General features: G+C 46.2%; 20 protein-coding genes. 7 read left to right on the forward strand and 13 right to left on the reverse strand.

All coding sequences use genetic code 11. The features are described from left to right. Positions 1-1,060 precede the first annotated feature (1,060 nt). Positions 1,061-2,047 carry an inositol 2-dehydrogenase gene (iolG, locus tag ACN0RF_RS13095; protein WP_417439358.1) on the reverse strand — a complete coding sequence of 329 codons (987 nt, stop codon included), beginning with the start codon at positions 2,045-2,047 and terminating at the stop codon, positions 1,061-1,063. Between the two features lie 168 nt (positions 2,048-2,215). Between iolG and ACN0RF_RS13100 the strand changes: the two genes are divergently transcribed. Next, complete coding sequence (locus tag ACN0RF_RS13100) at positions 2,216-3,217, forward strand: LacI family DNA-binding transcriptional regulator (protein WP_417439359.1); 1,002 nt, start codon at positions 2,216-2,218, stop codon at positions 3,215-3,217. Between the two features lie 101 nt (positions 3,218-3,318). Here ACN0RF_RS13100 and ACN0RF_RS13105 read toward each other — a convergent pair whose 3' ends face one another. From ACN0RF_RS13105 to ACN0RF_RS13140, 8 genes are all read right to left on the reverse strand, one after another. Then, complete coding sequence (locus tag ACN0RF_RS13105; protein WP_417439360.1) at positions 3,319-4,254, reverse strand: sugar ABC transporter substrate-binding protein; 936 nt, start codon at positions 4,252-4,254, stop codon at positions 3,319-3,321. Between the two features lie 70 nt (positions 4,255-4,324). Then, the gene (locus tag ACN0RF_RS13110) at positions 4,325-5,827 is read right to left on the reverse strand and encodes a CoA-acylating methylmalonate-semialdehyde dehydrogenase (protein ID WP_417439361.1); all 1,503 of its coding nucleotides are present in this window, start codon (positions 5,825-5,827) and stop codon (positions 4,325-4,327) included. Between the two features lie 52 nt (positions 5,828-5,879). Continuing rightward, entirely contained in the window at positions 5,880-6,779 is a 900-nt protein-coding gene (gene iolE / locus ACN0RF_RS13115) for a myo-inosose-2 dehydratase (protein WP_417439362.1), read from the reverse strand. Between the two features lie 30 nt (positions 6,780-6,809). Next, entirely contained in the window at positions 6,810-8,663 is a 1,854-nt protein-coding gene (gene iolD, locus ACN0RF_RS13120) for a 3D-(3,5/4)-trihydroxycyclohexane-1,2-dione acylhydrolase (decyclizing) (protein WP_417439363.1), read from the reverse strand. Positions 8,664-8,684: 21 nt separating this feature from the next. After that, positions 8,685-10,595, reverse strand: coding sequence for a bifunctional 5-dehydro-2-deoxygluconokinase/5-dehydro-2-deoxyphosphogluconate aldolase (locus tag ACN0RF_RS13125; protein WP_417439364.1), 1,911 nt, complete (start codon positions 10,593-10,595; stop codon positions 8,685-8,687). A gap of 317 nt (positions 10,596-10,912) precedes the next feature. Then, positions 10,913-11,923, reverse strand: a complete 1,011-nt coding sequence (locus ACN0RF_RS13130) for a Gfo/Idh/MocA family protein (RefSeq protein ID WP_417439365.1) — start codon at positions 11,921-11,923, stop codon at positions 10,913-10,915. A gap of 48 nt (positions 11,924-11,971) precedes the next feature. After that, entirely contained in the window at positions 11,972-12,868 is an 897-nt protein-coding gene (locus ACN0RF_RS13135; RefSeq protein WP_417439366.1) for a sugar phosphate isomerase/epimerase family protein, read from the reverse strand. Positions 12,869-12,890: 22 nt separating this feature from the next. Beyond that, positions 12,891-13,694, reverse strand: coding sequence for a TIM barrel protein (locus ACN0RF_RS13140; protein ID WP_417439367.1), 804 nt, complete (start codon positions 13,692-13,694; stop codon positions 12,891-12,893). A gap of 396 nt (positions 13,695-14,090) precedes the next feature. On the opposite strand from ACN0RF_RS13140, the gene ACN0RF_RS13145 reads away from it, so the two are divergent. From ACN0RF_RS13145 to ACN0RF_RS13155, 3 genes are read left to right on the forward strand one after another with little or no spacing between them, the layout of a single operon-like run. Then, on the forward strand, positions 14,091-15,017 hold the full coding sequence (locus tag ACN0RF_RS13145) for a sugar ABC transporter substrate-binding protein (protein WP_417439368.1): 927 nt from the start codon (positions 14,091-14,093) through the stop codon (positions 15,015-15,017). A gap of 48 nt (positions 15,018-15,065) precedes the next feature. Then, complete coding sequence (locus tag ACN0RF_RS13150; RefSeq protein ID WP_417439369.1) at positions 15,066-16,613, forward strand: sugar ABC transporter ATP-binding protein; 1,548 nt, start codon at positions 15,066-15,068, stop codon at positions 16,611-16,613. 28 nt (positions 16,614-16,641) lie between these two features. After that, on the forward strand, positions 16,642-17,688 hold the full coding sequence (locus ACN0RF_RS13155) for an ABC transporter permease (protein WP_417439370.1): 1,047 nt from the start codon (positions 16,642-16,644) through the stop codon (positions 17,686-17,688). Between the two features lie 111 nt (positions 17,689-17,799). On the opposite strand, the gene ACN0RF_RS13160 is transcribed toward ACN0RF_RS13155, so the two are convergent. After that, positions 17,800-18,828, reverse strand: a complete 1,029-nt coding sequence (locus ACN0RF_RS13160; protein WP_417439371.1) for a LacI family DNA-binding transcriptional regulator — start codon at positions 18,826-18,828, stop codon at positions 17,800-17,802. Between the two features lie 43 nt (positions 18,829-18,871). Then, positions 18,872-19,063: a hypothetical protein gene (locus ACN0RF_RS13165; RefSeq protein ID WP_417439372.1), complete on the reverse strand. Its 192-nt coding sequence runs from the start codon at positions 19,061-19,063 to the stop codon at positions 18,872-18,874. Positions 19,064-19,299: 236 nt separating this feature from the next. Between ACN0RF_RS13165 and ACN0RF_RS13170 the strand changes: the two genes are divergently transcribed. Beyond that, positions 19,300-20,142, forward strand: coding sequence for a MurR/RpiR family transcriptional regulator (locus tag ACN0RF_RS13170; RefSeq protein WP_417439373.1), 843 nt, complete (start codon positions 19,300-19,302; stop codon positions 20,140-20,142). Here ACN0RF_RS13170 and ACN0RF_RS13175 read toward each other — a convergent pair whose 3' ends face one another. Further along, positions 20,143-20,946 (reverse strand): AraC family transcriptional regulator, encoded by an 804-nt coding sequence (locus ACN0RF_RS13175; RefSeq protein ID WP_417439374.1) that lies wholly within the window; start codon positions 20,944-20,946, stop codon positions 20,143-20,145. Positions 20,947-21,070: 124 nt separating this feature from the next. Here ACN0RF_RS13175 and ACN0RF_RS13180 point away from each other — a divergent pair, with 124 nt between their 5' ends. Then, positions 21,071-22,195, forward strand: coding sequence for a Gfo/Idh/MocA family protein (locus tag ACN0RF_RS13180; RefSeq protein ID WP_417439375.1), 1,125 nt, complete (start codon positions 21,071-21,073; stop codon positions 22,193-22,195). A gap of 55 nt (positions 22,196-22,250) precedes the next feature. On the opposite strand, the gene iolB is transcribed toward ACN0RF_RS13180, so the two are convergent. Then, a complete protein-coding gene (gene iolB, locus ACN0RF_RS13185; RefSeq protein ID WP_417439376.1) occupies positions 22,251-23,084 on the reverse strand; it encodes a 5-deoxy-glucuronate isomerase in 834 nt (277 codons plus the stop codon). A 332-nt stretch (positions 23,085-23,416) separates the two neighbouring features. On the opposite strand from iolB, the gene ACN0RF_RS13190 reads away from it, so the two are divergent. Further along, the gene (locus tag ACN0RF_RS13190) at positions 23,417-23,530 is read left to right on the forward strand and encodes a sugar-binding domain-containing protein (protein WP_417439377.1); all 114 of its coding nucleotides are present in this window, start codon (positions 23,417-23,419) and stop codon (positions 23,528-23,530) included. Positions 23,531-23,937 lie beyond the last annotated feature (407 nt).

The raw sequence follows: 23,937 nt of genomic DNA on the forward strand, positions 1-23,937 counted from the left end.
AAGCTTTAATTGCTTTGTATTCTCGTCAGGTCTTGTGAGAGTAGAATTCTATTTGTGGCATGGCTTTGGTTTAATTGATGTTCCTGGGGCGCTGAGGATGGTCTACATGTACTGATGAGGGCTGGTCCACCAAGTGCTCAAGGTGAGAGCAAGCGAGCAGGGGCCAAATCACCCTGGATGAACCCATTGCCGTACCGATGATCATTGAGTTAGTTGACGGCTACGCGGATGGGGTGGCTACAAATTACTAAGAATCTATATAGCAAGGTGCGCATTAAATAATATTGCGCTACGCTTTAATAAAATTTGATCTTTAAGGTGAACGACCATGCAATCGATTAGCTTTCAATGTATTTTTGACGTGCTTTGCGAAGACTCAGAAAGAACTGTTCTGCTTTGAGCTGGATTGTCGCCTGCGTGCATCGGGTCCGCCTGTGATAGCGATTAGGGTGTCATCCGAGTTTTACCTCGACTGATCTGGGGCACTACATGGGGGTCGTTACAAATCTTGCTGCCTTTGACTGGACTGCTTCTTAACAATCTAGCAAAGGGCGCTTGGCCTGCACTTCAAGCGGTAACTGGACAAGTGAAAGCCGATGGTTACTATGGGTCGATCGGCTTCGTTGGCATACGTGGTGTTTCCGGGGAGTCATCCAGAACTCGCGGGGCCAGAATGAAGAGCTAGCGCGCCAGCTCTGGGATACGTCTATTGCCATGACAGGCATTGATCCAGAGCTGCCACCCTCATCATGAAGCAGATATCTATTAAACAAAACAGAGCACTTAGCCTCAAGGTTACGGTTCGTTGGGGCTAGGCTACTTAAAATTGAACTCATAATTATTAAAAGTGTGCTTGATATTATCGAAACTCTCCAGTCTGGAGTGTAGAGGAACAGACATTGCCATTGAGTACTTTATTTAGTTAATGGCTTATTAATCAAAATGACTTTCAACGCGTCTAAAAACTACCTGAACATAACCCCAGCAAAAACTGGGGTTTATCTATACTCTGAAGTCTCCATGGATACGGGGGGGATTATCGAGCCGAATGACAAGAGAACTAAAGGTTAACCACTTGCCCAGACTTTAGTGAAGCAAGCGCTGCATCCGCTAATAGCAAGGCTTTCTCACCATCATCCCCGCTTGGAAATGTATAATTGCCTGTGGTGAGCCCTTCAACAAAGCACTCAAGTTCGCTCTTATAAGCGGCTGCATAGCGTTCCAAGAAGAAATGCATTGGCTTTTGTGCTTGAACACCTTCATCATTGGACACTACCAAAGTGCTTTCTGGCACGTTTTTAATCTCCAACATACCTTTGCTACCGTGGACTTCCACACGTTGATCGTAACCATAAGTCGCTCGTCGACTATTTGTAATGACCGCAATCTTACCGCTTGCACAGGTTAGGGTTACCACGGCAGAATCAACATCTCCAGCATTCTTAATTTCTTCTGAAATCAGTGCCGCAGCGGAGGCGTAAACAGATACAGGCTCTTCGTCTAACAACCAACGAGCAATATCAAAATCATGGATAGTCATGTCACGAAATAGTCCGCCTGAAGATTGAATATACGACACTGGCGGCGCCCCAGGGTCTCGAGATACTATGGTCAACATTTCCAGCTGGCCTACAGCTCCTTGCTCTAAAGTGTTTTTTAAATGTGCAAAATTGGGATCAAAGCGGCGATTAAAGCCCATCATCAGAGGTACATTGCATTCTTTGACAACGGATAAGCATTGACGTACACGATCAATATTTAAATCAACAGGCTTTTCACAAAAAATGGCTTTACCTGCGTGTGCTGATTGAATAATCAAATCCGCATGGATCTCAGTTGCAGTGCAGATCAACACTGCATTCACTTCAGGGTCAGCCAATGCTTCTTCTACGGTTGTGACACTAGAATGAAAGGCTGCTGCGGCGGCTTCCGCTGCGGGTTGATACACATCCACTACATACTTCAAATGACAGTTGGGATTCGCTGCCACATTAGCTCCATGAATTTGCCCAATACGGCCACAGCCAAACAACGCAAATGTATGCATAACTCACCTCATTGATCTTGTATTTATTATAAAAGTACATCCCATGACATACAGGAAGTAGATCAATATATATATTTCCTATGAGCGAAATGAGCAAAATAATTCTGTATTTTAAATCAAAATCCGATATTTTGATTTAAAATACATCAAAAATAGTGGGGTATACTAATGCGCGAACATCTTAAAAAGCTCACCGTTAAAGATATAGCCAATCTCGCACAAGTAAGCACTGCAAGTGTCGACCGAGTGATTAACGGTCGAACTGGGGTTAAAGTTTCCACTCGAAAAAAGGTTTTTGATGCCATTGAACAGCTCAATAGACAAAGCGACACTAACAAGATCAAGATCACTAAAATTGCCTTTATCGTGGAAGCCGGGCCAACTTTTATTAGCCTTGTAGAGGAAGCAATTCACCATTTTATTCAAAAAAATGTTCATGAAATCGAATACTCTCTAGACACCTTACAAACAGGTCAAAGTTCAAGTAGCAAAATTGCAGGTTTAATTAAAGAGCGAGCCAAAGAGGTTGATGGCATCATTTTGATGGCAGCCGATGCACCACAGGTCAATAGGGCTGTAAACCTTGCTGTTGAGCAAAATATTCCGGTCGTCTGCCTTACCAGCGATCTTCCCAATTCAAATCGTACTGCCTATGTTGGTTCAGAACAAAAAAGCGTAGGTGCCACAGTGGGCTATCTGCTTGGGCGAATGTTACCTCATATGCCAGGGCGAATATTGTTTGTTGCGAGTGCCCCCCATGATTGCCAATTGCAGCGAGAGCTGGGCTTTCGTCAAGCGCTAAGGCAAGAATTCCCTCATTTGAAAATTGAAGAAAGTATCAATTCCCAAGACAACTCTGAATACTCCTATCAATCCACTTTGGAGTTTCTAAAAAAAGACCGTCATTTGGATGCTGTATACAACGCTGCAGGTGGTAATAGAGGTATTGCCAAGGCATTGCGAGAGTATAAATTATGCCGTCATGTTATCTTTATAGGACATGAGATCAGTTCACATACAAGAGAATTACTCGACGCTCGAGAAATGGATGTGGTGATAGGACATGATGTAGACCAAGAAGTAAAAAATGCTGTTCATGTTATTCGTAATCAGTTAGGTCAGGATAGTATATCTCCCATAAGTATCATCACCCCCTATAACTCAATCTAATACAATAAAAAAGCCCACCGGGGGCGGTGGGCAAAAGTGTTAACCAACAGAGAGTGAAGATTAACTAGAGTACTACAGTGCATCTCCGGCCAGAGATAAGGTTACTTCATGTAATCATGAAGGTTGTCTTGGGTAACCAGCTCAAAAGGAATCCAAATATTGCGCTCGAAAGGTTTCCCTTGAGAAATTTTGTAGGCAGATAACACGGCGACTTCGCCCTGTTTTACCGCGTTCTGAAAAACGGTAATGTCTAATTGTCCATTCTTCATAGCGATCAATCCGTCAGACGTTGCGTCGATGCCAGCAATTACAACGTCGTCTAGTGAGTGACCGCTGGCTTCGATGGCTTGTACGGCGCCCAATGCCATTTCATCGTTGTTGGCAATGACTGCATCGTACTCGATGCCTGACGTGATCCAGTTGGTCATTAGGTCGTAAGCTTGTGTGCGTGACCAATTTGCCGTTTGTTTCTCAACAATGGTGATGCCGTTACATTCTGCTCGGCTCACCACGTCTTCAATGTCTTTAGTGCGCATGTGCGCAGCATGGTTTTCTAGTGGCCCCATCATCACCAACGCGTTGCCATGACCGTTTAGTAGTTGGCAGACTTGTTCTGTTTGGATAGTGCCTGAATCGAGCTCATTTGAGCCGACAAACGCGGCTTTGTCCGGCAACATATGAAAATCAATAGGTGGGTGGTTTACATAGACGATGGGCATACCCGCTTCTTCCGCCATTTGGGTAAGTGTTGCCGTCGTATCGCCATCTACAGCGTTGACTACGATGCCATCGACTCCGGCCGCAATAAAGCTCTGGACTTGATTCATTTGTCGGCCAATATCTAAATTTGCGTCTTCAAACTGCAGCGTGATATCGGGGTTGTCATGAGCCGCATTTTTCATTCCATCCATCAAGATGTCTAGGAATGGGTTGTCAAAGGATGTCATCGTGACACCAATGTTGGCTGCCTGTGCTGGCAATGCGAGCGTAGCCGCAATCAAACTGGTACTTAGGGTTAGTGTTTTGAATGTACTCATGATGTTCTTCCTTGTATTGTTATTTTAGAAGAATGCTGCGCTCACAGTGAGCGCAGCGGACAAAATATGATTACTTCATTGTTGGCATGGAGAACTCGTTACCTGCTCGTAGACCTGTCGGCCAGCGTGCGGTCACTGTTTTCATGCGAGTGTAAAAACGAACGCCATCTGGACCATGCATATGAAGTGGTCCAAATAATGAGCGCTTCCAGCCACCGAAGCTGTGGAACGCCATCGGTACTGGGATTGGCACGTTAACACCGACCATGCCCACTTGAATCTCTTCACAGAACTGACGAGCAGTATCACCGTCACGTGTAAAGATAGAGGTACCGTTGCCGTATTCGTGGGAGTTGATCATTTCAACCGCTTGTGCGTAGCTTTCAGCACGAACCACACACAACACTGGGCCAAAGATCTCTTCTTCGTAAATGCGCATGCCTTTTTTCACGTTATCGAATAACGTTGGGCCAACGAAGTAGCCATTCTCATGGCCCTTTACGACAAACTCACGACCATCACGAACGATGGTAGCACCTTCTTCAATACCGACACCGATGTAATCTTTGATTTTTGCGCAATGTTCTTTAGAAATCACAGGACCCATGTGTGCTTCTTCTGGCAAACCAAGACCTGGGCCAACGTGCATGTTGTCTATTTCTTGGCTTAGACTGCTGATCAGGTTGTCTGCTACTTCGTCACCGACACAAACAGCAACTGAAATGGCCATACAACGCTCACCAGCGGAACCGTAAGCAGCACCCATTAGAGAGCCAACGACTTGAGATGGGTCGGCATCCGGCATAACGATCATATGGTTCTTCGCACCACCTAATGCTTGAACACGCTTGCCGTGTGCTGATGCCGTAGAGTAAATGTATTCAGCGATTGGTGTAGAGCCGACAAAGCTCACGGCTTGAACACGTTCGTCCGTCAGTAGAACGTCTACAGATTCTTTATCACCATTAACGATGTTAAAGACGCCATCAGGAAGACCCGCTTCAGTAAGTAGCTCAGCCAAACGTAGAGGTACTGAAGGATCTTTTTCAGAAGGCTTCATAATAAATGTGTTTCCGCACGCGATGGCAACTGGGAACATCCACATTGGTACCATGGCTGGGAAGTTAAACGGTGCGATACCGGCACATACGCCAAGTGGTTGCATTAAAGACATACTGTCTACACCACGCCCAACGTTTAGGCTGTGCTCGCCTTTTTGAAGGTGAGGAATACCACAAGCAAACTCAACCACTTCAAGGCCGCGAGTTAACTCGCCTTTTGCATCAGAGAATACTTTGCCGTGCTCTTTAGTGATCATTTCAGCGACTTCATCTGCGTGTTGCTCAAGCAGTGCTTTGTATTTGAAAAGAACGCGGGCACGGTTAAGCGGTGTGACTTTACGCCAAGTTTCAAACGCCGTTTGTGCCACAGCAATCGCGTCACGGGTTTCATCTGCGCTGGATAGAGCAACGCTTAAACTTTGCTCTCCTGTTGCAGGGTTGTAAACAGGGCCCACTCGGCCACTTTGGCTAGCCACATGCTGGCCATTGATAAAGTTTCCTAACGTATTCATTGCATTACCTTTTTGTTGTTGTCGCCTGACTTAACAGGCGACCTTCACGAAATTAGTCGATTAGATCTAAGCCAGCTTCTTCACAGTATCGTTTTAAGCCTTCGGCGCCTTTAGTTGCGTAAGTCAGAGGGTGCGCAACCGCAGGATCTTGTTCCGCTTCCACCACTAACCAGCCGGAGTAATTGCTTGCTTTTAACTGTTTAAACAAACGGCCGTAATCGATAAAACCATCACTTGGTACCGTGAAAGCGCTGTTCAGCATGGCACGTAAGAATGGAAGGTCGCGGTTTAGAGCATCCGCTAAAATCTCTTTGCGCATGTCTTTACAATGCACATGAACAATACGATCAGCATGGCGCTCTTGAACTGTGTACGGATCACCTCCGGCAAAGGTCATATGGCCGGTATCTAATAGCAGGCCTACCGATGGACCGGTGTATTTCATTAGCAGCGCAACTTCTTCTTCGGTTTGAATCACCGTACCCATATGGTGGTGGTAGGCGATTTGAACCCCTTCAGAAAGAGTAAAATCAGCCACCTGTGTTAGCTTCTTACCTAAGTCTGCGATTTGCGCTTCAGTCAAGCGTGGGCGATGTGATAGTGGAGTATCGATCTGCCCATGGATGCAATCTGTGATTTCACAGTACACCATGGCTTTCGCGCCAAGTGTTTTTAGTAGGTGTAAATGAGGTTTGATAGCCTCAATTTCCTCTTCGACACTGCGCGAAAGTAGCTCACCACTGAACCAGCCAGAGACTAGATCTAGACCATGGCTTTTCAGGATTGGACCAAGCACTTCTGGATCACGTGGGAATTTTTGACCCAATTCAAAACCGCTAAATCCTGCTTGTTTACCTTCTGTTAGGCAGGTTTCGAGTGACGTGTCAGCCCCTAAAGTAGGTAGGTCGTCATTGGTCCATGTAAGTGGGTTAATACCGATACGAACGCTCATTGTTATTCTCCGCTCAAAAAAGTGTTGGCATTAAAGGTTTTTAAATTGGCGAGCTTTATGCTCTTCGTAGACTTTGCGTGCGTCTCGAACTTGTTCACGTTCAGACACTTCTGCAACCGCGACATCCCACCAATGACCACCGCTGTGCGTGACGATGGTTGGATCTGTGTCGATCTCAATCAAATAACTAATAGGAGAGGCTTTGGCGCGAACCAGAGCGGCCTCAAGTTCTTCGATAGTGGTGACTTTCTCACCGTTAGCACCAAGGGCTTTGCCATGGGCCACGAAATCAGTTTTCGGTGCGCCTTCTTCTGTGGTTAAGCAGTCTTCCAGCATGTTGTTGAAGCCTGGGCCACCACAGAACTGTTGTAGGCGATGGATACAGCCGTAACCGCGGTTATCGAGCACCACGAAGATGACTTTCAAGCCTAACATTACCGAGGTGGCAATTTCAGAGTTCATCATCAAGTAAGAACCATCGCCCACCATGACATAGACTTCAGAATCGGGCGCGGCCATTTTGGTACCAACGCCACCAGCGATCTCATAACCCATGCAAGAGTAGCCGTATTCCATGTGGTAACCACGGCTGTATCGAGTACGCCATAGTTTTTGCAACTCACCTGGTAAGCCACCTGCAGCACACACGACGATGTCTTGTTCACCAGCCGAGCGGTTCACTGCACCAACGACTTCGCCATCACTCGGAAGGGAGGTGCCGCGATCGCGAGTAGCATCTTCAACAGCTGCATGCCATTCCAGACGCTCTGTTTCTGCACGATCTACCCAAGCGCCGGTCGCTTCATAGCCTGAAAGTGCCTGAGTCAGCATCGGCAAGGTCAACTTAGCATCGCCGACCAAAGAGACGGCTTTGTGTTTAACGGCATCAAACGAAGCAACGTTTAGAGACAGCAACTTCGCTTCTGGGTTGATCAGAGAGCGAGAACCCGAAGCAAAGTCGCCAAGGCGTGTGCCAAGAGCGATGATCAAATCGGTTTCAGCGCATAGACGGTTTGTGGATCCCGCACCGGTGACACCAATTGAGCCCATGTTTTGCTGATGATCCCAAGGTAGAGCACCTTTACCCGCTTGTGTTTCACCCACAGGTAATTTCAGTGCGCTGACAAATTCATCAAACTCACTAAGGGCACCAGAGTAATGAATACCACCGCCTGCAATCACAACTGGGTTTTTGGCTTGTTTGATTAGCTCAATGGCTTGAGCTAATTCGAAGGCATCTGGTCCTTGTCGACGCAAACGGTGTACTTTCTCTGCGAAGAACGACTCTGGGAAATCAAACGCCATCGTTTGTACGTCTTGCGGCATTCCAAGTGTCACAGGTCCACATTCAACCGGATCAGTTAAAACACGCATGGCTTGTGGCAAAGATGTTAAAAGCTGTTCTGGACGTGTAATACGATCAAAGAAGCGGCTTACAGGACGGAAGCAATCATTAGACGTCAGTGTGTGATCATGGAAGTTTTCCACTTGTTGCAACACTGGATCTGGCATGCGCGTAGCGAATGTGTCACCTGGCAAGAACAGCACAGGAATACGGTTTACGTGTGCCACCGCAGCAGCGGTCACCATGTTGACTGCACCTGGCCCAGCTGAAGCAGTACAGGCCATCATTTGTTGACGGTTTTTAGTTTTAGCGAAGGCGATGGCAGCGTGAGCCATCGCTTGTTCATTATGCGCTCGGTAAGTTGGTAGCTGATCTTTTACGTGGTAAAGCGCTTCACCTATGCCCGCTACGTTGCCGTGACCGAAGATCGCCCACACACCGGCAAACATTGGTTTGATGCCTTCGTCAGTTTCTACTTTTTGCGCCATTAAGTAGCGAATTACCGCTTGCGCCATGGTCAATTTAATCGTGTTCATCATGATTCCTTTATGCCATTCCTGTTAGTGGCGGTCTTTCCAGTAGGAAACCAACTCTAAGTAATTTGATACACATGCTTCGATTAGCTGCTCATCATTAAAGCGTCCAGCTAACCACTCGCGGCTAGGCGCGCCAAAGATAGAACGGCCAACGGCAAAGCCTTTCACAATGTCGAAGCCTGCGCTGTTAGCAAAGCCTTGTTTCAGCTCTTCCATTGGCGCATCAAGTCCCAACATCACTACGCCTCGGCAATGAGCGTCAAATTGCTGAATAATCTGAGTGAGGGACGTCCAGTTACTGGGTGATTGTGGCGGTAGTTTCCACCAGTCTGGCCTCACACCTAGGTTGTAAAAACGCTGTACAGATTCGGTGTACACGGATTCGTCGTGTTCTTTGTCACGTGGAGCAATGATTTCTAATAACAATTCATGTCCCGATGCGCAGCAGGCTTGGTAAAGCTCAATCACTTGGCGCTCCTGTGTTGCGCGCAGTTCTGCTTCGTCTTGGTTGTGGTAAAACACTAAACATTTGACGATGTGCTCTTTCGGCCAAGACTTCAAACGTGAGCCGATGCTTCGACCCCCTTCTAGTTCAATAGGACGGGAGCTTGGCAGTTCTACTGGACGACCAATCCATATACCTTTACCTGTGACATCATTCAAAGCATCTTGACCGTAGGTGCCATCAATTAGAACGCCGTACTGACTGCTGCCTATTTCTTTAACACCCGCTTCAAGAGCTTTTACTAATAGTCGTTTAAGTGTTTTGATTTTGGCTGGATCAACACCTTCTTCTTTGGCCATATCGAACAATTGCTTTCTATGGTCAAAGGCAAAAATGCATAGGTCTTGCCAATCGTATGATAAACGTTCAGTGGTAACTCGGTGCAAGTGATTCAGCTCTGTATCCAGGTCTGGACGTGGGATCTCGTGAGCATGCTCTAGGTAGTAATCCAGCTCTTCTGCACTTGGGATAGCCGGAGCGCAACCATGACGAGAAACAACCAATGCACCGCAGGCATTGGCGTAGTTGCAGCACTGTTCTGGTGTTACGCCACGGATCCAACCGCGAAGAAAACCACTCATGAAGGCATCGCCTGCGCCTAGAACATTGAGTACATCGACGCGTACGCCAGTGTGAACAACAAAGTCATCTTCATTAGCAGGGATGCTGCCTTCTAATACGGTACAGCCCTGCGCGCCAAGCTTAAGAACAATCGTAGCGTTGCTCAGCTCGCGAATTTTCTTCAATGCTGTAATCGTGTCGGTACTGCCACCTGCAATATGAACTTCTTCTTCTGTACCAACGATAAGGTCGAAATCGCCCAAAATGCCTTGTAGGTGTGTGGTGACAGCTTCATTCGAAATAAAACGTGTTTCGCCATCGCCAGGGTTGGTTAATCCCCAAAGAACAGGGCGGTAGTCGATGTCCAACACACACTTAGTTTGGCGCTCTTTAGCGTATTGGATAGCTTGTTTACTGGTGGCGTAAGTGCTCTCAGTTGAGAAATGGGTGCCGGTAATCACAAGAGCTTTGGCTGACCCGATGAAGTCGGCATCGAAGTCTTCTGGGCTAACCGCCATGTCTGCACAATCGTTGCGATAAAAAATAAGAGGGAAAGTGTCTTGGTCTTTGATGCCTAGGAGAACTAAACCTGTAAGACGTTGTTCGTCGGTAACAACATGGCTGGTATCACAACCCACACGATTCAGCTCTTCTTTTACGAAGCGCCCCATGTGTTCATTGCCCACACGAGTTAGCATGGCACTTTTTAGACCCAAGCGAGCTGTTCCATAAGCAATGTTTCCAGAGGAACCACCTAGGTATTTAGCAAAGCTTGAAACGTCTTCTAGGCGACTGCCAATTTGCTCTGCATAAATATCGACTGCAGCGCGACCAAGACAGATTAGATCTAAGTTTTTATCGCTGGGCATGGTCTCATTCTCCCGTGTCAGCTAAATTGTCTGATCCTTGAACTGCCCATAGATTAAGACAGTGTGATCATTTGTTATTGTTAGTAAGTATGCTGTCTAGATTAGAATAAAAATTCTATTTTTTCAATTGTTTAGAAAATATTTTTTCAGCTTTTGTTTATAGGCTTTTTTGTCGATTATTTTCAATTAAATCAATGTCTTATTTGTTTTTGTTTGCGCTGTCAGTATTTCTTTATGAAATGGAACGGAATATTTATTCCAAAAAAAAGGCTGCTCGAAAGCAGCCTTTAGAATAAATAACATTCCAGTGGGGAAGATTAACGATAAAACTCTGGGGTTTCTGGCATCTCAATAGGCTCAATCAAGCCTGACTCTTGAGCTTTCACGCAGGCGTCCGCTGAGACCGCTGCAGCAAGGCCGCTCCAAGAGTTTGGTCCCGTTAAGTTTTGAGTTGCCACACCATCGATAAAGTCCTGTAGCTCAACATCGTAGGCTGCGATAAAGCGATCTTTCCAGTCGGTTAAGATGCTTTGGCCCAGTTGCGCGTTCTTACGCAGGGTCAGTGCCTGCGGTTCTGGTAAGTTGGTGATGCCTTCTTCACCGACTACTGAACACTGGATGTCGTAGCCGTATTGACAGTTAACGAAGATCTCTACGTCAATACGGATGCCTTTTTTAGTTTCCAGCATGACAATTTGTGGGTCGGCAACTTGGTCGTGGGCATGTTTTGACTTACGTGGGAAAACCACTTGTGCGGAGACATAGTCGTCATCCAGCAACCAACGGAACACATCTAGCTCGTGAATAAGCGTGTCATGAATGGCCATTGGCGTGATGTATTGCTCAGGCACAGTTGGGTTGCGGTGAGCAGCGTGAATCATCAGTGGTGCACCGATTTCGCCCGCATCAATGGCTTCTTTTAATAGCTTGTAACCCGAATCGTATGGACGCATAAAGCCCACTTGAACCAGCTTCTTGCCCACGGCCATTTCGGCCTCGACAATATTGCGACAGCCTGCGGCTGTGGTCGCTAACGGCTTTTCACAGAATACGTATTTGCCTGCTTTGATTGCCGCAACCACGAATTCTTCATGTGCTGGCCCCCAGCAAGTAACGAGTACTGCGTCAACACCGCTGTTGGCAATTAACTCATGCCCATCTGCGTACACTTCAGCGTTTAGGCCAAGGTCAGATTTTACTTTGTGGGCGCTGTCTGCGTTGACATCGGTTAGGGCAATCACTTCTGCACCAACTAATGTTTGAGTGATGCGACGAGTGTGGTCCGCGCCAATAGCACCTGTTCCAATGACACCGATTTTAATAGTCATGAATGTATCCTCTGTAATTGTTCTTGTTTATTTAAGGTAAGTGGTGCCTTAGCCCCAGTATTTATTGATGTAATGTTGCATCCGATCTCGCATAAAGCGGGCAGAGTCATCAGCGCGTTCTTCCCAGGCGAAGACACAGCTAGACAGTACGCCGTCAAAACCAATTTCATGCAGGGTTTTGAAGAACACATCCCAATCGATTTCCCCTTCCCCCATGTCCAAATGCTGATGCACTCGGGCGTTTGAGCCAGGTGGATTGACGATGTAGCGCAGCTGTGAAGAGCCTTTATGGTTAAAGGTGTCGGCCACGCGAGCGTGTACGAGTTCACCTTGAGTCATACGAATGGTCTTTGCCAAATCATCCCCGTAGTAAAACGAGTGTGGCGCGATGTAAGACGCTTTTAGTGCAGGCGAATTGATGGTTTTGATGATCTCGATGGCAGGGTTCATTTCTTCCACCCAATCCTCTGGATGTGGCTCAACGCTTAATACCAAGCCTTCACGCTCAAGAATCGGTACCAATTCATCCATGGAGCGCCAGAACGCATTTTCACAAGCTTCTGGTGTGTGGATGCCTTGACGATCCACGTTAGAACGCTCTGGTGATCCACCTCGGCCGAACTCGGAAATTAGCAACGGATTGTCAAGCTCCACAGCAATTTCAATCATGCGTTTCCAGTTGTCCATGGCCACTTGGCGCTCGTCCTCGTAAGGGCTCGACCAGCGGTACATTGGTTGAATCGTAGCAAGACCAACATCGTATTCCTTCATGGCTTTTTTGAAGCTAGCTAAGCGTTCTGGGTAAACTCGCGGACGGGTCCACCATTTAACAAAGTCATCTCGTGGCGACATTTCAATGTAATCAAAGCCCATTTCTTTGGTCGCACGGCACAGCTGTTCCAAAGACAAGTGGCGGTGCATATACGGATCTAGTGCAATTTTCATCAGACTTCCTCCAGAGAGGCGCTTACGCCAGCGCTTTGTTTACGTATTGAATGCTGTCTTGCACGGCACCTTCGATGTCTTGCAAGTTCCACACTTTTTCAGAGAACGGCTCAAATGAAACAGGGCCGTCAAAGCCTGTATCAAGCAGAGTGCGAAGTTGTTCTACATTGCTAAGACGATCTTTCTCACCTACTAGAACTCGATCTCCATCAAGCATGTCTTCAAAGGTGATGTCGTCTTCAAGACCAGAGATATGAACCAGACCAGTACGTTCAGGGAAAAACTCGTCCTCTCCTGCGCCTTTGTGATGGAACGTATCGTGTACCAGTGAGAAGCGCTCGTTTTCACCGATTTCATCAATGGCTTGCAGTGCTAGGCGCTTAGAGCGAAGAGATGAAATAGGGAAGCCAAGTGGCTCAATAAAACCGTGTAAATCAAATTCTTTCAATACCTTGGCAAGCTCAATAAGAGCGTATTTGAGATCTTCGTAACTGACGGTTGTGCCGTCGTTGAGCGGGCAGCAGACCAAGCCTTCTGCGTTAGCGGCCTGAGCAAGCTTAGCCAACTCACGAGTTTGAGCTTCGCGTTCGTCATTCCAAACATTGAACGGGTAAAGGGCGTTGATAGAAAGGACGCGTATACCTAGCTCTTTGGCTTGTTGACCTGCTTTAAGGGCGGTGTCTAGGTCCGTCAGGCTGTTGTCACCCACGTCGTTTCGAAACTCAACTGTCTGTGCTTTGAGTTTGCCTGATAGGTCAAGAAACTCAGACACAGTAAAAGATGGGCAGACCATGTGGTTTAAGCCAAAGCGTGGTTGCATAGACATATTGTTCACCTCTAGATATAAGGCGCGTAAACCATGTTTTGACTGATCATGTTTTACGCAAAGTGGTTTTTAGAATTATTTTTCATGATTGATACTAGCTAGGATGATTTTTTACCGTCAATCTAATGATGTCGTGATAACATCAATTTCTATCAAAAAACATCAAAAACGTATTTGCGAAAAAAACACATTAAATGATTGTTCCAATCCCTTGACAAAAATCCTGAATCAGTCCAAATTGGAACATATGTTCTAAATTATAATTTTTTTAGAATGATCGTATTCGAAATGTAAACAAACATTTCGTCTGTTTAAGCAACACGCTTAGACGCGTTTTACCGGAAACAATAAAAACAAATAGAACACTTAGTGTTCATTTTTCGAGGAAATCGCACAATGAAAAAACTAGCTCTTACGGCTTTAGCATCTGGCATGATGATGTCTTCTGTTCACGCGGCGGACTTAACCATCGGTGTGTCTATGGCACTTTTCGATGACAACTTTTTGACGACTCTTCGTAACGGAATCGAATCCGCTGCGGAAGAGCAGGGCGTTGATGTTCAAATCGAAGATGCAAAGAGCGAAGTCGGTACTCAGTTGAACCAAATTCAAAACTTCATCGCATCTGGCGTTGATGCCATCATTGTTAACCCTGTGGATACGGATGCCACTATTTCCATCTCTGATGACGCACAAGCGGCCGGCATCCCTCTTATTTACGTTAACCGCCAACCAATCAACGTTGATTTACTTCCTGACAACCAAGCTTTTGTTGCATCCGATGAGCAAGTCTCTGGTACGTTGCAAACTCAAGAAGTTTGCCGCTTGATGGGCGGTAAAGGCAATATTGTTGTCATGATGGGTGAGTTAACTAACCAGGCTGCCTTGCAACGCACGCAAGACATTCATGATGTGATTGCAACTCCAGAATGCTCAGGTATTAAGGTAATAGAGCAGCAAACAGCTAACTGGTCTCGTACGCTGGGTAGTGACTTGATGACAAACTGGATTTCTGCAGGCATCGAATTTGATGCAGTGATCTCAAATAATGATGAAATGGCAATTGGTGCGATTCAAGCACTTAAAGCAGATGGTCGTTCTATGGACGATGTGATCGTTGCAGGTATTGATGCGACGACTGATGCCCTTGCTGCCATGAAAGCAGGTGACCTAGATGTTACGGTTTTCCAAAGTGCTGAAGGTCAGGGTCGAGGATCAGTTGATGCAGCAGTAAAACTTGCTAAAGGCGAAGATGTGGACCAGAAAGTGTGGGTTCCGTTTGAGCTTGTAACACCTGAAAATCTAAACAATTACCTAAAGTAATTGTTTCACCCGATGTAAAAATAAAATAACAAGAGGAGGGATTGCGTTATGAGTAGCGCAGCAGTGGTGGAAGCCTTGCCTACGAGTGGCGTAAGTCCCCAGGCACAAAGCTCTGAGTACGTTCTAGAAGTCGTAGACGTACGCAAAGAGTTTCCTGGGGTATTGGCACTCGATAATGTCCAGCTAAAGATTCGGCCTGGTACCGTTCACGCTCTAATGGGTGAAAACGGTGCAGGTAAATCAACCTTAATGAAGGTGATCGCTGGTATTTATCAACCCGATCAAGGTGAGATACGCCTTCGTGGTGAGGTGGTCACTTTGGAAACTCCTCTAAAAGCTCAAGAATCTGGTGTCGCCATGATTCACCAAGAGCTGTTATTGATGAACTCCATGACGGTTTCGGAAAACATCTGGATCCGTCGTGAACCTCGCAACAGTTTTGGTCTGATTGACCACGATCGAATGCGTGGCATGACGGTCGAACTGTTTGATCGACTTAACATCCGCTTAAATCCTGATGCTGAAATTTCAACACTGTCGGTTGCTAACCGTCAGATGGTTGAAATTGCAAAAGCGGTTTCGTTTAACTCTGATGTGCTAATAATGGATGAGCCAACATCAGCGATCACTGAAACCGAAGTGGCGCATCTTTTCGAGATTATTCGTGACCTACGCAAACGCGGCATTGGTATCGTTTACATCACTCATAAAATGAACGAATTGTTTGAAATTGCGGACGAGTTTTCAGTGTTCCGTGATGGCAAATACATCGGTACACACCTTTCTTCTGAAGTGACCCGTGATGACATCATCAAAATGATGGTGGGTCGTGAAGTCTCACAAATGTTTCCGAAGGAAGAAGTTGAGATTGGCGATGTTTTATTGTCCGTTAAAAACCTTAGCCTAGAGGGCGTCTTTCATGACATTTCCTTTGATGTTCGCAAAGGCGAGATTCTTGGACTGGCAGGACTGGTTGGTGCAGGGCGCTCAAATGTTGCTGAAACGATTTTTGGTGTGACACCTGCGACGTCTGGCCAGATCTTCATTGAAGGTGAAGAAGTTAATATCAAGAACCCACACGATGCGATCAGACAGGGGATGGCTTTCTTAACCGAAGACCGTAAGGAAACGGGGTGTTTCTTGCCGCTGGATATTCAAGAAAACGTTCAGTCAGCGGTGTTACACGACAACTATGTTAAAAACGGTTTTGTCGATCATGCAGCTTTGGAAAAAGAGTCTGCTGAGTTGTGTAAAAAGCTTCGTGTAAAAACGCCAAGTATGCACGAGGTGATCGAAAACTTATCCGGTGGTAATCAGCAAAAAGTATTGATTGCTCGTTGGTTGCTAATCCACCCAAGAATTCTGATTTTGGATGAGCCTACCCGCGGTATCGATGTGGGGGCGAAATCTGAAATTCACGCCTTGATCTCTCAATTAGCCCATAAAGGTGTGGCTGTGATCATGATTTCATCTGAGCTACCTGAGGTATTGGGAATGAGTGACCGAGTGCTGGTCATGCATGAAGGTCGCTGTACTGGGATCCTCAATCGTGATGAAGCGGACCAAGTGTCCGTCATGAGTCTGGCTGCAAAATAGTTTTTAATGATAAGAATAAGAGATTGATATGACTACTTTAGACAACACAGTTAAGCCTGCCGCGGTAGACACTGGGGCAGAAAAGCAGAAAAAAGCACTTCCACCAGAACTGAGTATCCTTGCCGTATTGGTGGGTATCTCGCTAATGTTTGAAATTTTAGGCTGGATGTTCGTTGGACAAAGTTTCCTAATGAATATGAGCCGACTTCAGATCATTGTATTGCAAGTTTCCGTTATCGGTATTATTGCCATTGGCGTTACCATGGTCATTATTACCGGAGGAATCGACCTATCTTCTGGCTCTGTCGTCGCCATGTCCGCAATGATAGCCGCCACCTTTGCACAGACCAGTGCTTGGCCAAAGGTTATCTTTCCAACGCTTACTGACCTGCCATTTATTGTGCCGTTAATCGTTGGCTTAGGCGCGGGTGCATTAGCAGGCTTTATAAATGGTTGGCTGATTACCAAGACGAAAATACCACCATTTATCGCAACACTTGGGATGATGGTATCGGCACGTGGTATTGCACGCTGGTACACTGATGGTAGCCCTGTTTCTGGCTTTACAAAAGATTTTGCTGCGCTGGGTAACGCCCTAGATCGTTGGATGCCAGTTGTAATCTTTCTTGCGGTAGCGGTTATTTTTCACATCGTGATGCGTTACACCCGCTTTGGTAAATTCACCTATGCAATTGGTGCTAACCCACAAGCCGCTCGTGTGTCTGGTATTAACATCGATATGCACCTTATCAAAGTTTACGCCATTGCTGGTTTGCTAACGGGTCTGGCTGCGATGGTTGCCATTGCCCGTATCAAAACGGCGCAAGCCGGCATGGGTTTGATGTACGAGCTAGACGCCATTGCTGCTGCCGTTATCGGTGGTGTGTCTTTGTCTGGTGGTCGTGGTCGTATCGCGGGAACCGTGATTGGTGCCTTAATTCTAGGTGTGATGCTGTCAGGTTTCACCTTCCTAAGAATCGATGCTTACTACCAAGATATCATTAAGGGTGCCATCATCGTTGTGGCGGTAATCGTTGACCAACATCGTCAGGGTAAATTTAAGAAATCCACTTAGAGATGCTCCATCCAGGCATCCTTTTAAAGGCCAATCGTACTGAACGATTGGCCTTTTTTATGGGGCTACCACACTTTTATCAATCTGATTTAGAGGATGTGTATAGAGCGCTTATAAATTTTCAGCGACGTGCAATTCAACGGTAAGTTGAAGTGCTGGCTGAGGCGTGATGTATTTTTGGGAAAGGGCTTGAGTAAAGGTCTCAACCACTGCTTGAGCGATCTTGGAGACTGGTGTAGCAATGATCATATCAATACAGCCATCACTTAGGGCAAGGCGTGTGCTACTCATTAGTTCGTTACAGATTAAAGTAATGCTTTGGGCTTTTTGCGCTTCACGAATGGCTTTAATGATGCCCTCCACGCCGCCTCCAGCACTGTAAATCGCGCTGATGTTTGGAGCTTGTGCGATCAAGTCTTTGGTGGCTTGATAGGCGAGCTGATTATCGTCCAGATTGACTTGGGGCGTTAACAAGTTGAAATCATGCTGAATTTCGCGGAAATAACTGATAAAGCTGATTTCCGCAATGTCCTGATTTAAGTAGCTGTGGCTGCCGAGCAAAATGCCCACATCCCCAGGTTTTGCTAAACGATTGATTGCCCATGCGGCAGTACGTCCCGCTTTACGGTTATCGACGCCGATATGTCGTGTGCAAGTAGAAGTAGACAACGGCGAGAGTAGCGTCAGTACGGGAATGTTTTGCCCCGTAATACGTTCCACTTCTTGATTGATTAGCAGGTGATCGAGGGCTACGACAGCCATCGCATCGGCATGGTGACTTTCTCGCTCTAGCTGCTCGGTAATGTATTCAGGTGACACCTCATCCATAAAACGGATCGTTGTCTCAAAGGCAAAGTCGGTTGCGCGACTGCAGGCCGTTTCGATGGCTTGGCCTAAGGCAACATAGAATTCATCATTACTACGCTGCAATAGAATAGAGAGACGCTTTCTAGGTTTGGATTCCCGTACACGCTGTTTAAGCAAGCCTGCAGCATGATAGCCGATGTCTTCAGCAGCCAGTAAAACACGCTGAGCGGTCACCTCTCTGACTTTTGAGCGGTTATTCAGAACTCGGTCAACGGTAGCTGTGCTAACACCCGCCGCAGCCGCTAAATCTTCAATAGTAGGGCGATTTGACATACACCAAGCCTAGTTGAAAGGTGAACAGTAGAGCAGGAGTTGGTTATTCTGCAGAGGAGTTTTCGTCGAAAGTATACCAATACTTCCATAAGCAGTAGAAAAACATGGCGGTGAAAATAACCCCCCAGAAAGGGTTGCCGGTTATCCATTCTAGCGCGCTCCAACCAGCACAAAAAGCAGTAATAGCGACACGTCGCCATTTGGGACGAAAAAAGTTCTGTTCGGCATCGTTCACGTTGTGATTCCTATTGTTATTTAAATTTACATGCACCCACAAAGTTGTTGCTTCAAAGGTAATATAAGATAAGTGAGTACTTAATCTGCAACAAAATAGACATGGTATAGAGAAGTAAGTTAGAATTTTTATTCTAAAAATGCAACCCATTCATTTCCGTTGTTCGAAACGGACTAGAGTGCCATCTGAAGCCCCTGATCAGGTGACTCTAATAACGATAATAAAGTGAGTGTCCTATGTCAGATCTTACGCCAAAGTCTTTATCAGAACTCAAAGAAAACATCAAGCGTGAGCACCCTAATTTAAGTAAGCGTTTACGCCAAGTGGCTGAGTTTGTGATTGATTCCCCAAGTGATGTTGCATTTGGCACGGTCGCGGTGCTTTCAGAGCAAGCTGGTGTGCATCCATCTACATGGGTACGTTTTGCCAACTCATTTGGCTTCAGTGGCTTTACCGAGATGCAAAAGCTGTTTCAGCAGAACTTGATGGAAGAGTCGCCAAATTATCAAGATCGTATTCGTATGGCTCGGGATGCATTAGGCACTCAAGATTTAGACCAATCGCCGTTCCGTTTACTCAAGCGCTTTTCTGATGCTAACGCACTGGCCTTACAGTATTTGGCGGACACCATCTCTGCCGAAGAACTGGAACGCGCTATTGAAGTGTTAGCCAATGCCCATGCGGCCCATATCGTCGGGGTTCGTCGTGCCTTTGTGGTGGCAAGCTACTTTGCTTATGCATTGCGTCATATCGACCGCAAGGCTTATTTGGTGGATGGCGTTGGGGGCATGTATATGGAACAAGCCAGTACGTTAGACGAACACGATGTACTGATTGCGGTGAGTTTCCATCCCTACGCAGAGGAAACTCAGGTGGTTGCCAAGGCAGCTGCAGAGAAAGGCGTTCCTTTGATTGTTATTACTGACAACCAAATCAGCCCATTGGCGTCGATAGCGACGGTATCCTTTGTGGTAAAAGAAGCTGAAATCGACTCGTTTCGCTCCTTGTCCTCTTCTCTCGTCTTGGCGCAATCCCTATCGATTGGCTTAGCCCACCGACTTGAGCAGCGTACTCTCTAGCTAGGAGCGTTGCTTTCCCTTGCGGTAATTCTGAGGCGACACTTGGAATTGCTGTTTGAACAGCTTGGAAAAGTGATAAGGGCTACTAAAGCCCGTCTGCTCAGCAATCATGCCAACCGCGATTGATGTGCTGCTGAGCAACTCTGCGGCTCTATGGCAGCGCAATTGCCAGATATAGCGACTGGGGGTGATGCCCAAATGAGCACGAAACAGCACAATCAGATGGTTAATGGACACATGGCTGAATGTTGCAATCTCTTGCAGTTCTAGGGGCTGTGTGAGGTGTTCATTAATGTAGTCACAGGCGACTAATACCGAACGCGGTATGGGGGAGTCTGAAGTGCTTTGTTCTGAATAATCAATGATATAGCGAAGTAAAGACTTGCCCAATTCTAGCAGAGATTGGTGCGTGGCGGTCTGCTGATTACGTGTCAACGACAACCCTAACTCAATAAAACGCTTAATATCCATGTTAGCTGTCACCATCGGTGTAACAGAGGTAAGCGCCGTTTGAAAATGCTCTGGGCTATTGTAGAAGTCTAATTGGCACCAAGTATGGGTGCTCTCTTCTGTAAAACTAAATTGATGGAATTCATGCCTACCTGGTAACAACAGACAAACATCCCCAGGTACGAGGTCTGTATCTTGACTGTCTATGGTAAAAGTAACGCTGCCGCTCAATAGGTGAAACAGCTGGATACCACGCTGAATACGCGGACCATGAGTACCACCCTTGGGGTAACGGACACTGCCAAAATAGACTTCTTTTAAATCATCAATCGTGATTTCAGATAAATTCTTCATGGTTTCAGGTATGTACCAGAGTTAGCTCACCACAATATTATAAGAGCTCTTTTGTGTTATTACATAAAGCTGACAAATATAAATACTGTATTTGAATTAAAATAATAACGAATATAGGGGAAGAATGATGAAGCGTCTACGAATCGGTTTGATTGGGTCTGGCTACATGGGCAAAGCACATGCCATTGCGTTTAAAGCGGCCAATGCGGTGTTTCCTTTAAGCGGTGAACTGATATGTGAAATGTTGGCAGAAGTGACGAGTGAGTTGGCAGAAAAAAAGGCCCAAGAGTTTGGCTTTTGCCGTGCCACAGGGGATTGGCGTGAACTGATCAACAATCCTGATATTGATGTGGTCGATATTTGTGCACCAAATTATCTGCACAAAGAGATGGCATTGGCCGCCATTGCGGCAGGCAAGCATGTGTATTCAGAAAAACCGCTGGCGCTTAATTCGGCGGATGCTTTAGTGATGACAGAAGCTGCAGAGCAAGCGGGCGTAAAAACCTTAGTAGGCTTTAACTACAGTAAGAACCCGACCGTACAGCTGGCCAAAGAGATCATTGATAGCGGTGAAATTGGCGAGGTCGTGCATTTTCGCGGCACCTTTAATGAAGATTACCTTGCCGATGCGCGAGTGCCTTTTTCGTGGCGTTTAAAGCGCGAGTTTTCCGGGGCAGGGACGTTAGGAGATATGGGGGCTCATATTATAAATATGGCCAATTATTTGGTGGCGCCCATCACGCAAGTCTGTGCAGATTTGCAAATCGTGCATCAACAACGGCCGATGCTCGAAGATGCGAACAAAATGGGCACCGTGGAGAACGATGATCAAGTGCATATGATGGTGCGTTTTGCGAACGGAGCAATAGGCACTTTAGAGTCCTCACGAATCGCTTGGGGACGCAAAAACGGCTTATGGTTTGAAGTTACGGGAACCAAGGGCACGTTAATCTATGATCAAGAACGCTTGTCCGAGCTACAGTTGTACACCGCATCGGATAAAAGCAGTCGCCAAGGCTTTCGACGCATTTTGGTTGGGCCTGAGCACCCTGACTATGGCCACTTCTGTGTCTCAGCAGGCCATGGTTTAGGTTACAACGATATGAAGGCAGTCGAAGTACGTGATTTGGTGGAGGGCATTTTGGCGGATCGACCTATGTGGCCTGATTTTCGTGCGGCTTGCCATGTCAATCAAGTGTGTGATGCGGTTGAGCAATCCTACCAAGAAGCCCGCTGGGTAACGCTCTAATACGAAAGCGCCAACGGCAGAGCCGTTGGCGCTTTCGCTGTACTCTTTTTGGCGCTTAGCGATTCCGTTGTGCCAAAATCTCTTTATCTCGTTCTATGATCCACTCGTGATCTTTATCGTTGTGGAAAATCCAGTTTCTCGAAGGTCCCGCCATTACGTTCAAGTAATAGGACTGATAACCGTGCGGCACGCCGACAGGATGGTAGCCCTCAGGCACCATCACTACATCCCCGTCTTCTACTGACATGGTTTCATCTAAGCTGCGATCATCAGTGTAGACCCGTTGGAACACAAACCCTTGAGGTGGATCGATACGGTGATAGTAAGTCTCTTCCAATTGTGTTTCCGCTGGCGCCGCATCCTGATCATGTTTGTGTGGTGGGTAGCTTGACCAGTTACCACTTGGTGTAATGACCTCACATACCAATAAGCTGTCAGCAGCTAAGTTACCAAATAGTACATTGCAGACATGGCGAGTGTTAGTGCCGATTCCGCGGGTTTCAAATTGACAGTCAGCAGGGGTAATCAAGCGAGCTTGATAATTGCCTTTACCAGGTGCTTGACATACGGCTAGCTCAATATCCGTCAACGCTGTGTATTCAATTCGATCTTGTGCTGGAGCATACACAGCGTAAGGCGCTTTTTGATCAAATACCGAATCACGTTCACCGATGTTTTCCCAACTCTGATCTGCGGTTGCAGCATTCGCTTTACCACTGAGTAACACCACACATACTTCGTTGTCCTGAGTCTCGATGGCAAACGTTTGTCCCGCTTTTAAGGTGTGGGCCTGAAAGCCAACATATTGCCAGTTAGCTGATTCTGGGGTGATGTGTTGTGTTACTGTGCTATCAAAAAACAGCGTTTTTTTGGATAGAAGATTTGGCATGCTGGCATCCCTAGTCATTTTTTTGTTGTATAGATAAGTATGTTGCGTATATGTTAATCATAAAGCATCATTCGTTCTATAACAATTTTGGTTTGGAATTTTTATTTCGCTTTGGCTCTCGAGGCTTTGTAGCTTGATGATTCTGAATGGTATAAAACTGAGTCGTATACAAAAAGACGTTCTTTTATTCCGTACCTTGTTTGGCATCTCTGCAATCAACCCGTCAAACTTCTTATTTTTGATTTTCACTCGTTTTTTTACGCCACTTTGTCCTGAGTCAGCTGATACAAATTACTAATCCCTATGCACAGCTCACGGATTTGGTTTAAGTCATGCTCATTGGCGGATGTAGTGATAAAGTTGATGCGCTTCGCGGCGGTCTGAAGGGCGGATACATCGATGTTCTTATCATCGATCGAATTACTGCTCAGAAGCTCGCACAATAAGTGTGGTGAAAATATAGAATATGCGATTAGGTCGGTAATATCAGACAACCTTGAGACTTAAGCCAACGATGACCGATTCTCAACATGAATCAATTCTCTTTCGCCTAATCGGATTTACTAGCAAACGCTGTAAGACTCGCAAAGAGCTCTTCCATGTATGAATGCGTTAATTACTTAGTGCATGCTTGATACTCTTCTATTCAAAAGCAGGTTAAGATTTACGTCCATATTCTCTTGTCACTAAGATATGCATCTACTTTAAGCAAACTGATACAACATGAGTGAGCTTGCTATGTAAGACGCGTTGTACAAGATTACTTCAATACGGCTGTTTGCAGGTTTATCACTAGAAGGTGCGATTCCTGATCACAACACAACCATTATGATCTTCAGGCATTTACTGGAGA

It is taken from the genome of Idiomarina sp. (assembly GCF_048260185.1).
Taxonomy (GTDB): domain Bacteria; phylum Pseudomonadota; class Gammaproteobacteria; order Enterobacterales; family Alteromonadaceae; genus Idiomarina.

Coding starts and splice junctions, on each gene's coding strand:
- iolG (WP_417439358.1), bottom strand. CDS start 2,047: ATGCATACATTTGCGTTGTTTGGCTGTGGCCGTATTGGGCAAATTCAT.
- ACN0RF_RS13175 (WP_417439374.1), bottom strand. CDS start 20,946: ATGAAGAATTTATCTGAAATCACGATTGATGATTTAAAAGAAGTCTAT.
- ACN0RF_RS13135 (WP_417439366.1), bottom strand. CDS start 12,868: ATGAAAATTGCACTAGATCCGTATATGCACCGCCACTTGTCTTTGGAA.
- ACN0RF_RS13100 (WP_417439359.1), top strand. CDS start 2,216: ATGCGCGAACATCTTAAAAAGCTCACCGTTAAAGATATAGCCAATCTC.
- ACN0RF_RS13140 (WP_417439367.1), bottom strand. CDS start 13,694: ATGTCTATGCAACCACGCTTTGGCTTAAACCACATGGTCTGCCCATCT.
- iolB (WP_417439376.1), bottom strand. CDS start 23,084: ATGCCAAATCTTCTATCCAAAAAAACGCTGTTTTTTGATAGCACAGTA.
- ACN0RF_RS13130 (WP_417439365.1), bottom strand. CDS start 11,923: ATGACTATTAAAATCGGTGTCATTGGAACAGGTGCTATTGGCGCGGAC.
- ACN0RF_RS13105 (WP_417439360.1), bottom strand. CDS start 4,254: ATGAGTACATTCAAAACACTAACCCTAAGTACCAGTTTGATTGCGGCT.
- ACN0RF_RS13150 (WP_417439369.1), top strand. CDS start 15,066: ATGAGTAGCGCAGCAGTGGTGGAAGCCTTGCCTACGAGTGGCGTAAGT.
- ACN0RF_RS13170 (WP_417439373.1), top strand. CDS start 19,300: ATGTCAGATCTTACGCCAAAGTCTTTATCAGAACTCAAAGAAAACATC.
- ACN0RF_RS13190 (WP_417439377.1), top strand. CDS start 23,417: ATGCTCATTGGCGGATGTAGTGATAAAGTTGATGCGCTTCGCGGCGGT.
- ACN0RF_RS13160 (WP_417439371.1), bottom strand. CDS start 18,828: ATGTCAAATCGCCCTACTATTGAAGATTTAGCGGCTGCGGCGGGTGTT.
- ACN0RF_RS13110 (WP_417439361.1), bottom strand. CDS start 5,827: ATGAATACGTTAGGAAACTTTATCAATGGCCAGCATGTGGCTAGCCAA.
- ACN0RF_RS13180 (WP_417439375.1), top strand. CDS start 21,071: ATGATGAAGCGTCTACGAATCGGTTTGATTGGGTCTGGCTACATGGGC.
- ACN0RF_RS13125 (WP_417439364.1), bottom strand. CDS start 10,595: ATGCCCAGCGATAAAAACTTAGATCTAATCTGTCTTGGTCGCGCTGCA.
- iolD (WP_417439363.1), bottom strand. CDS start 8,663: ATGATGAACACGATTAAATTGACCATGGCGCAAGCGGTAATTCGCTAC.
- ACN0RF_RS13145 (WP_417439368.1), top strand. CDS start 14,091: ATGAAAAAACTAGCTCTTACGGCTTTAGCATCTGGCATGATGATGTCT.
- ACN0RF_RS13155 (WP_417439370.1), top strand. CDS start 16,642: ATGACTACTTTAGACAACACAGTTAAGCCTGCCGCGGTAGACACTGGG.
- iolE (WP_417439362.1), bottom strand. CDS start 6,779: ATGAGCGTTCGTATCGGTATTAACCCACTTACATGGACCAATGACGAC.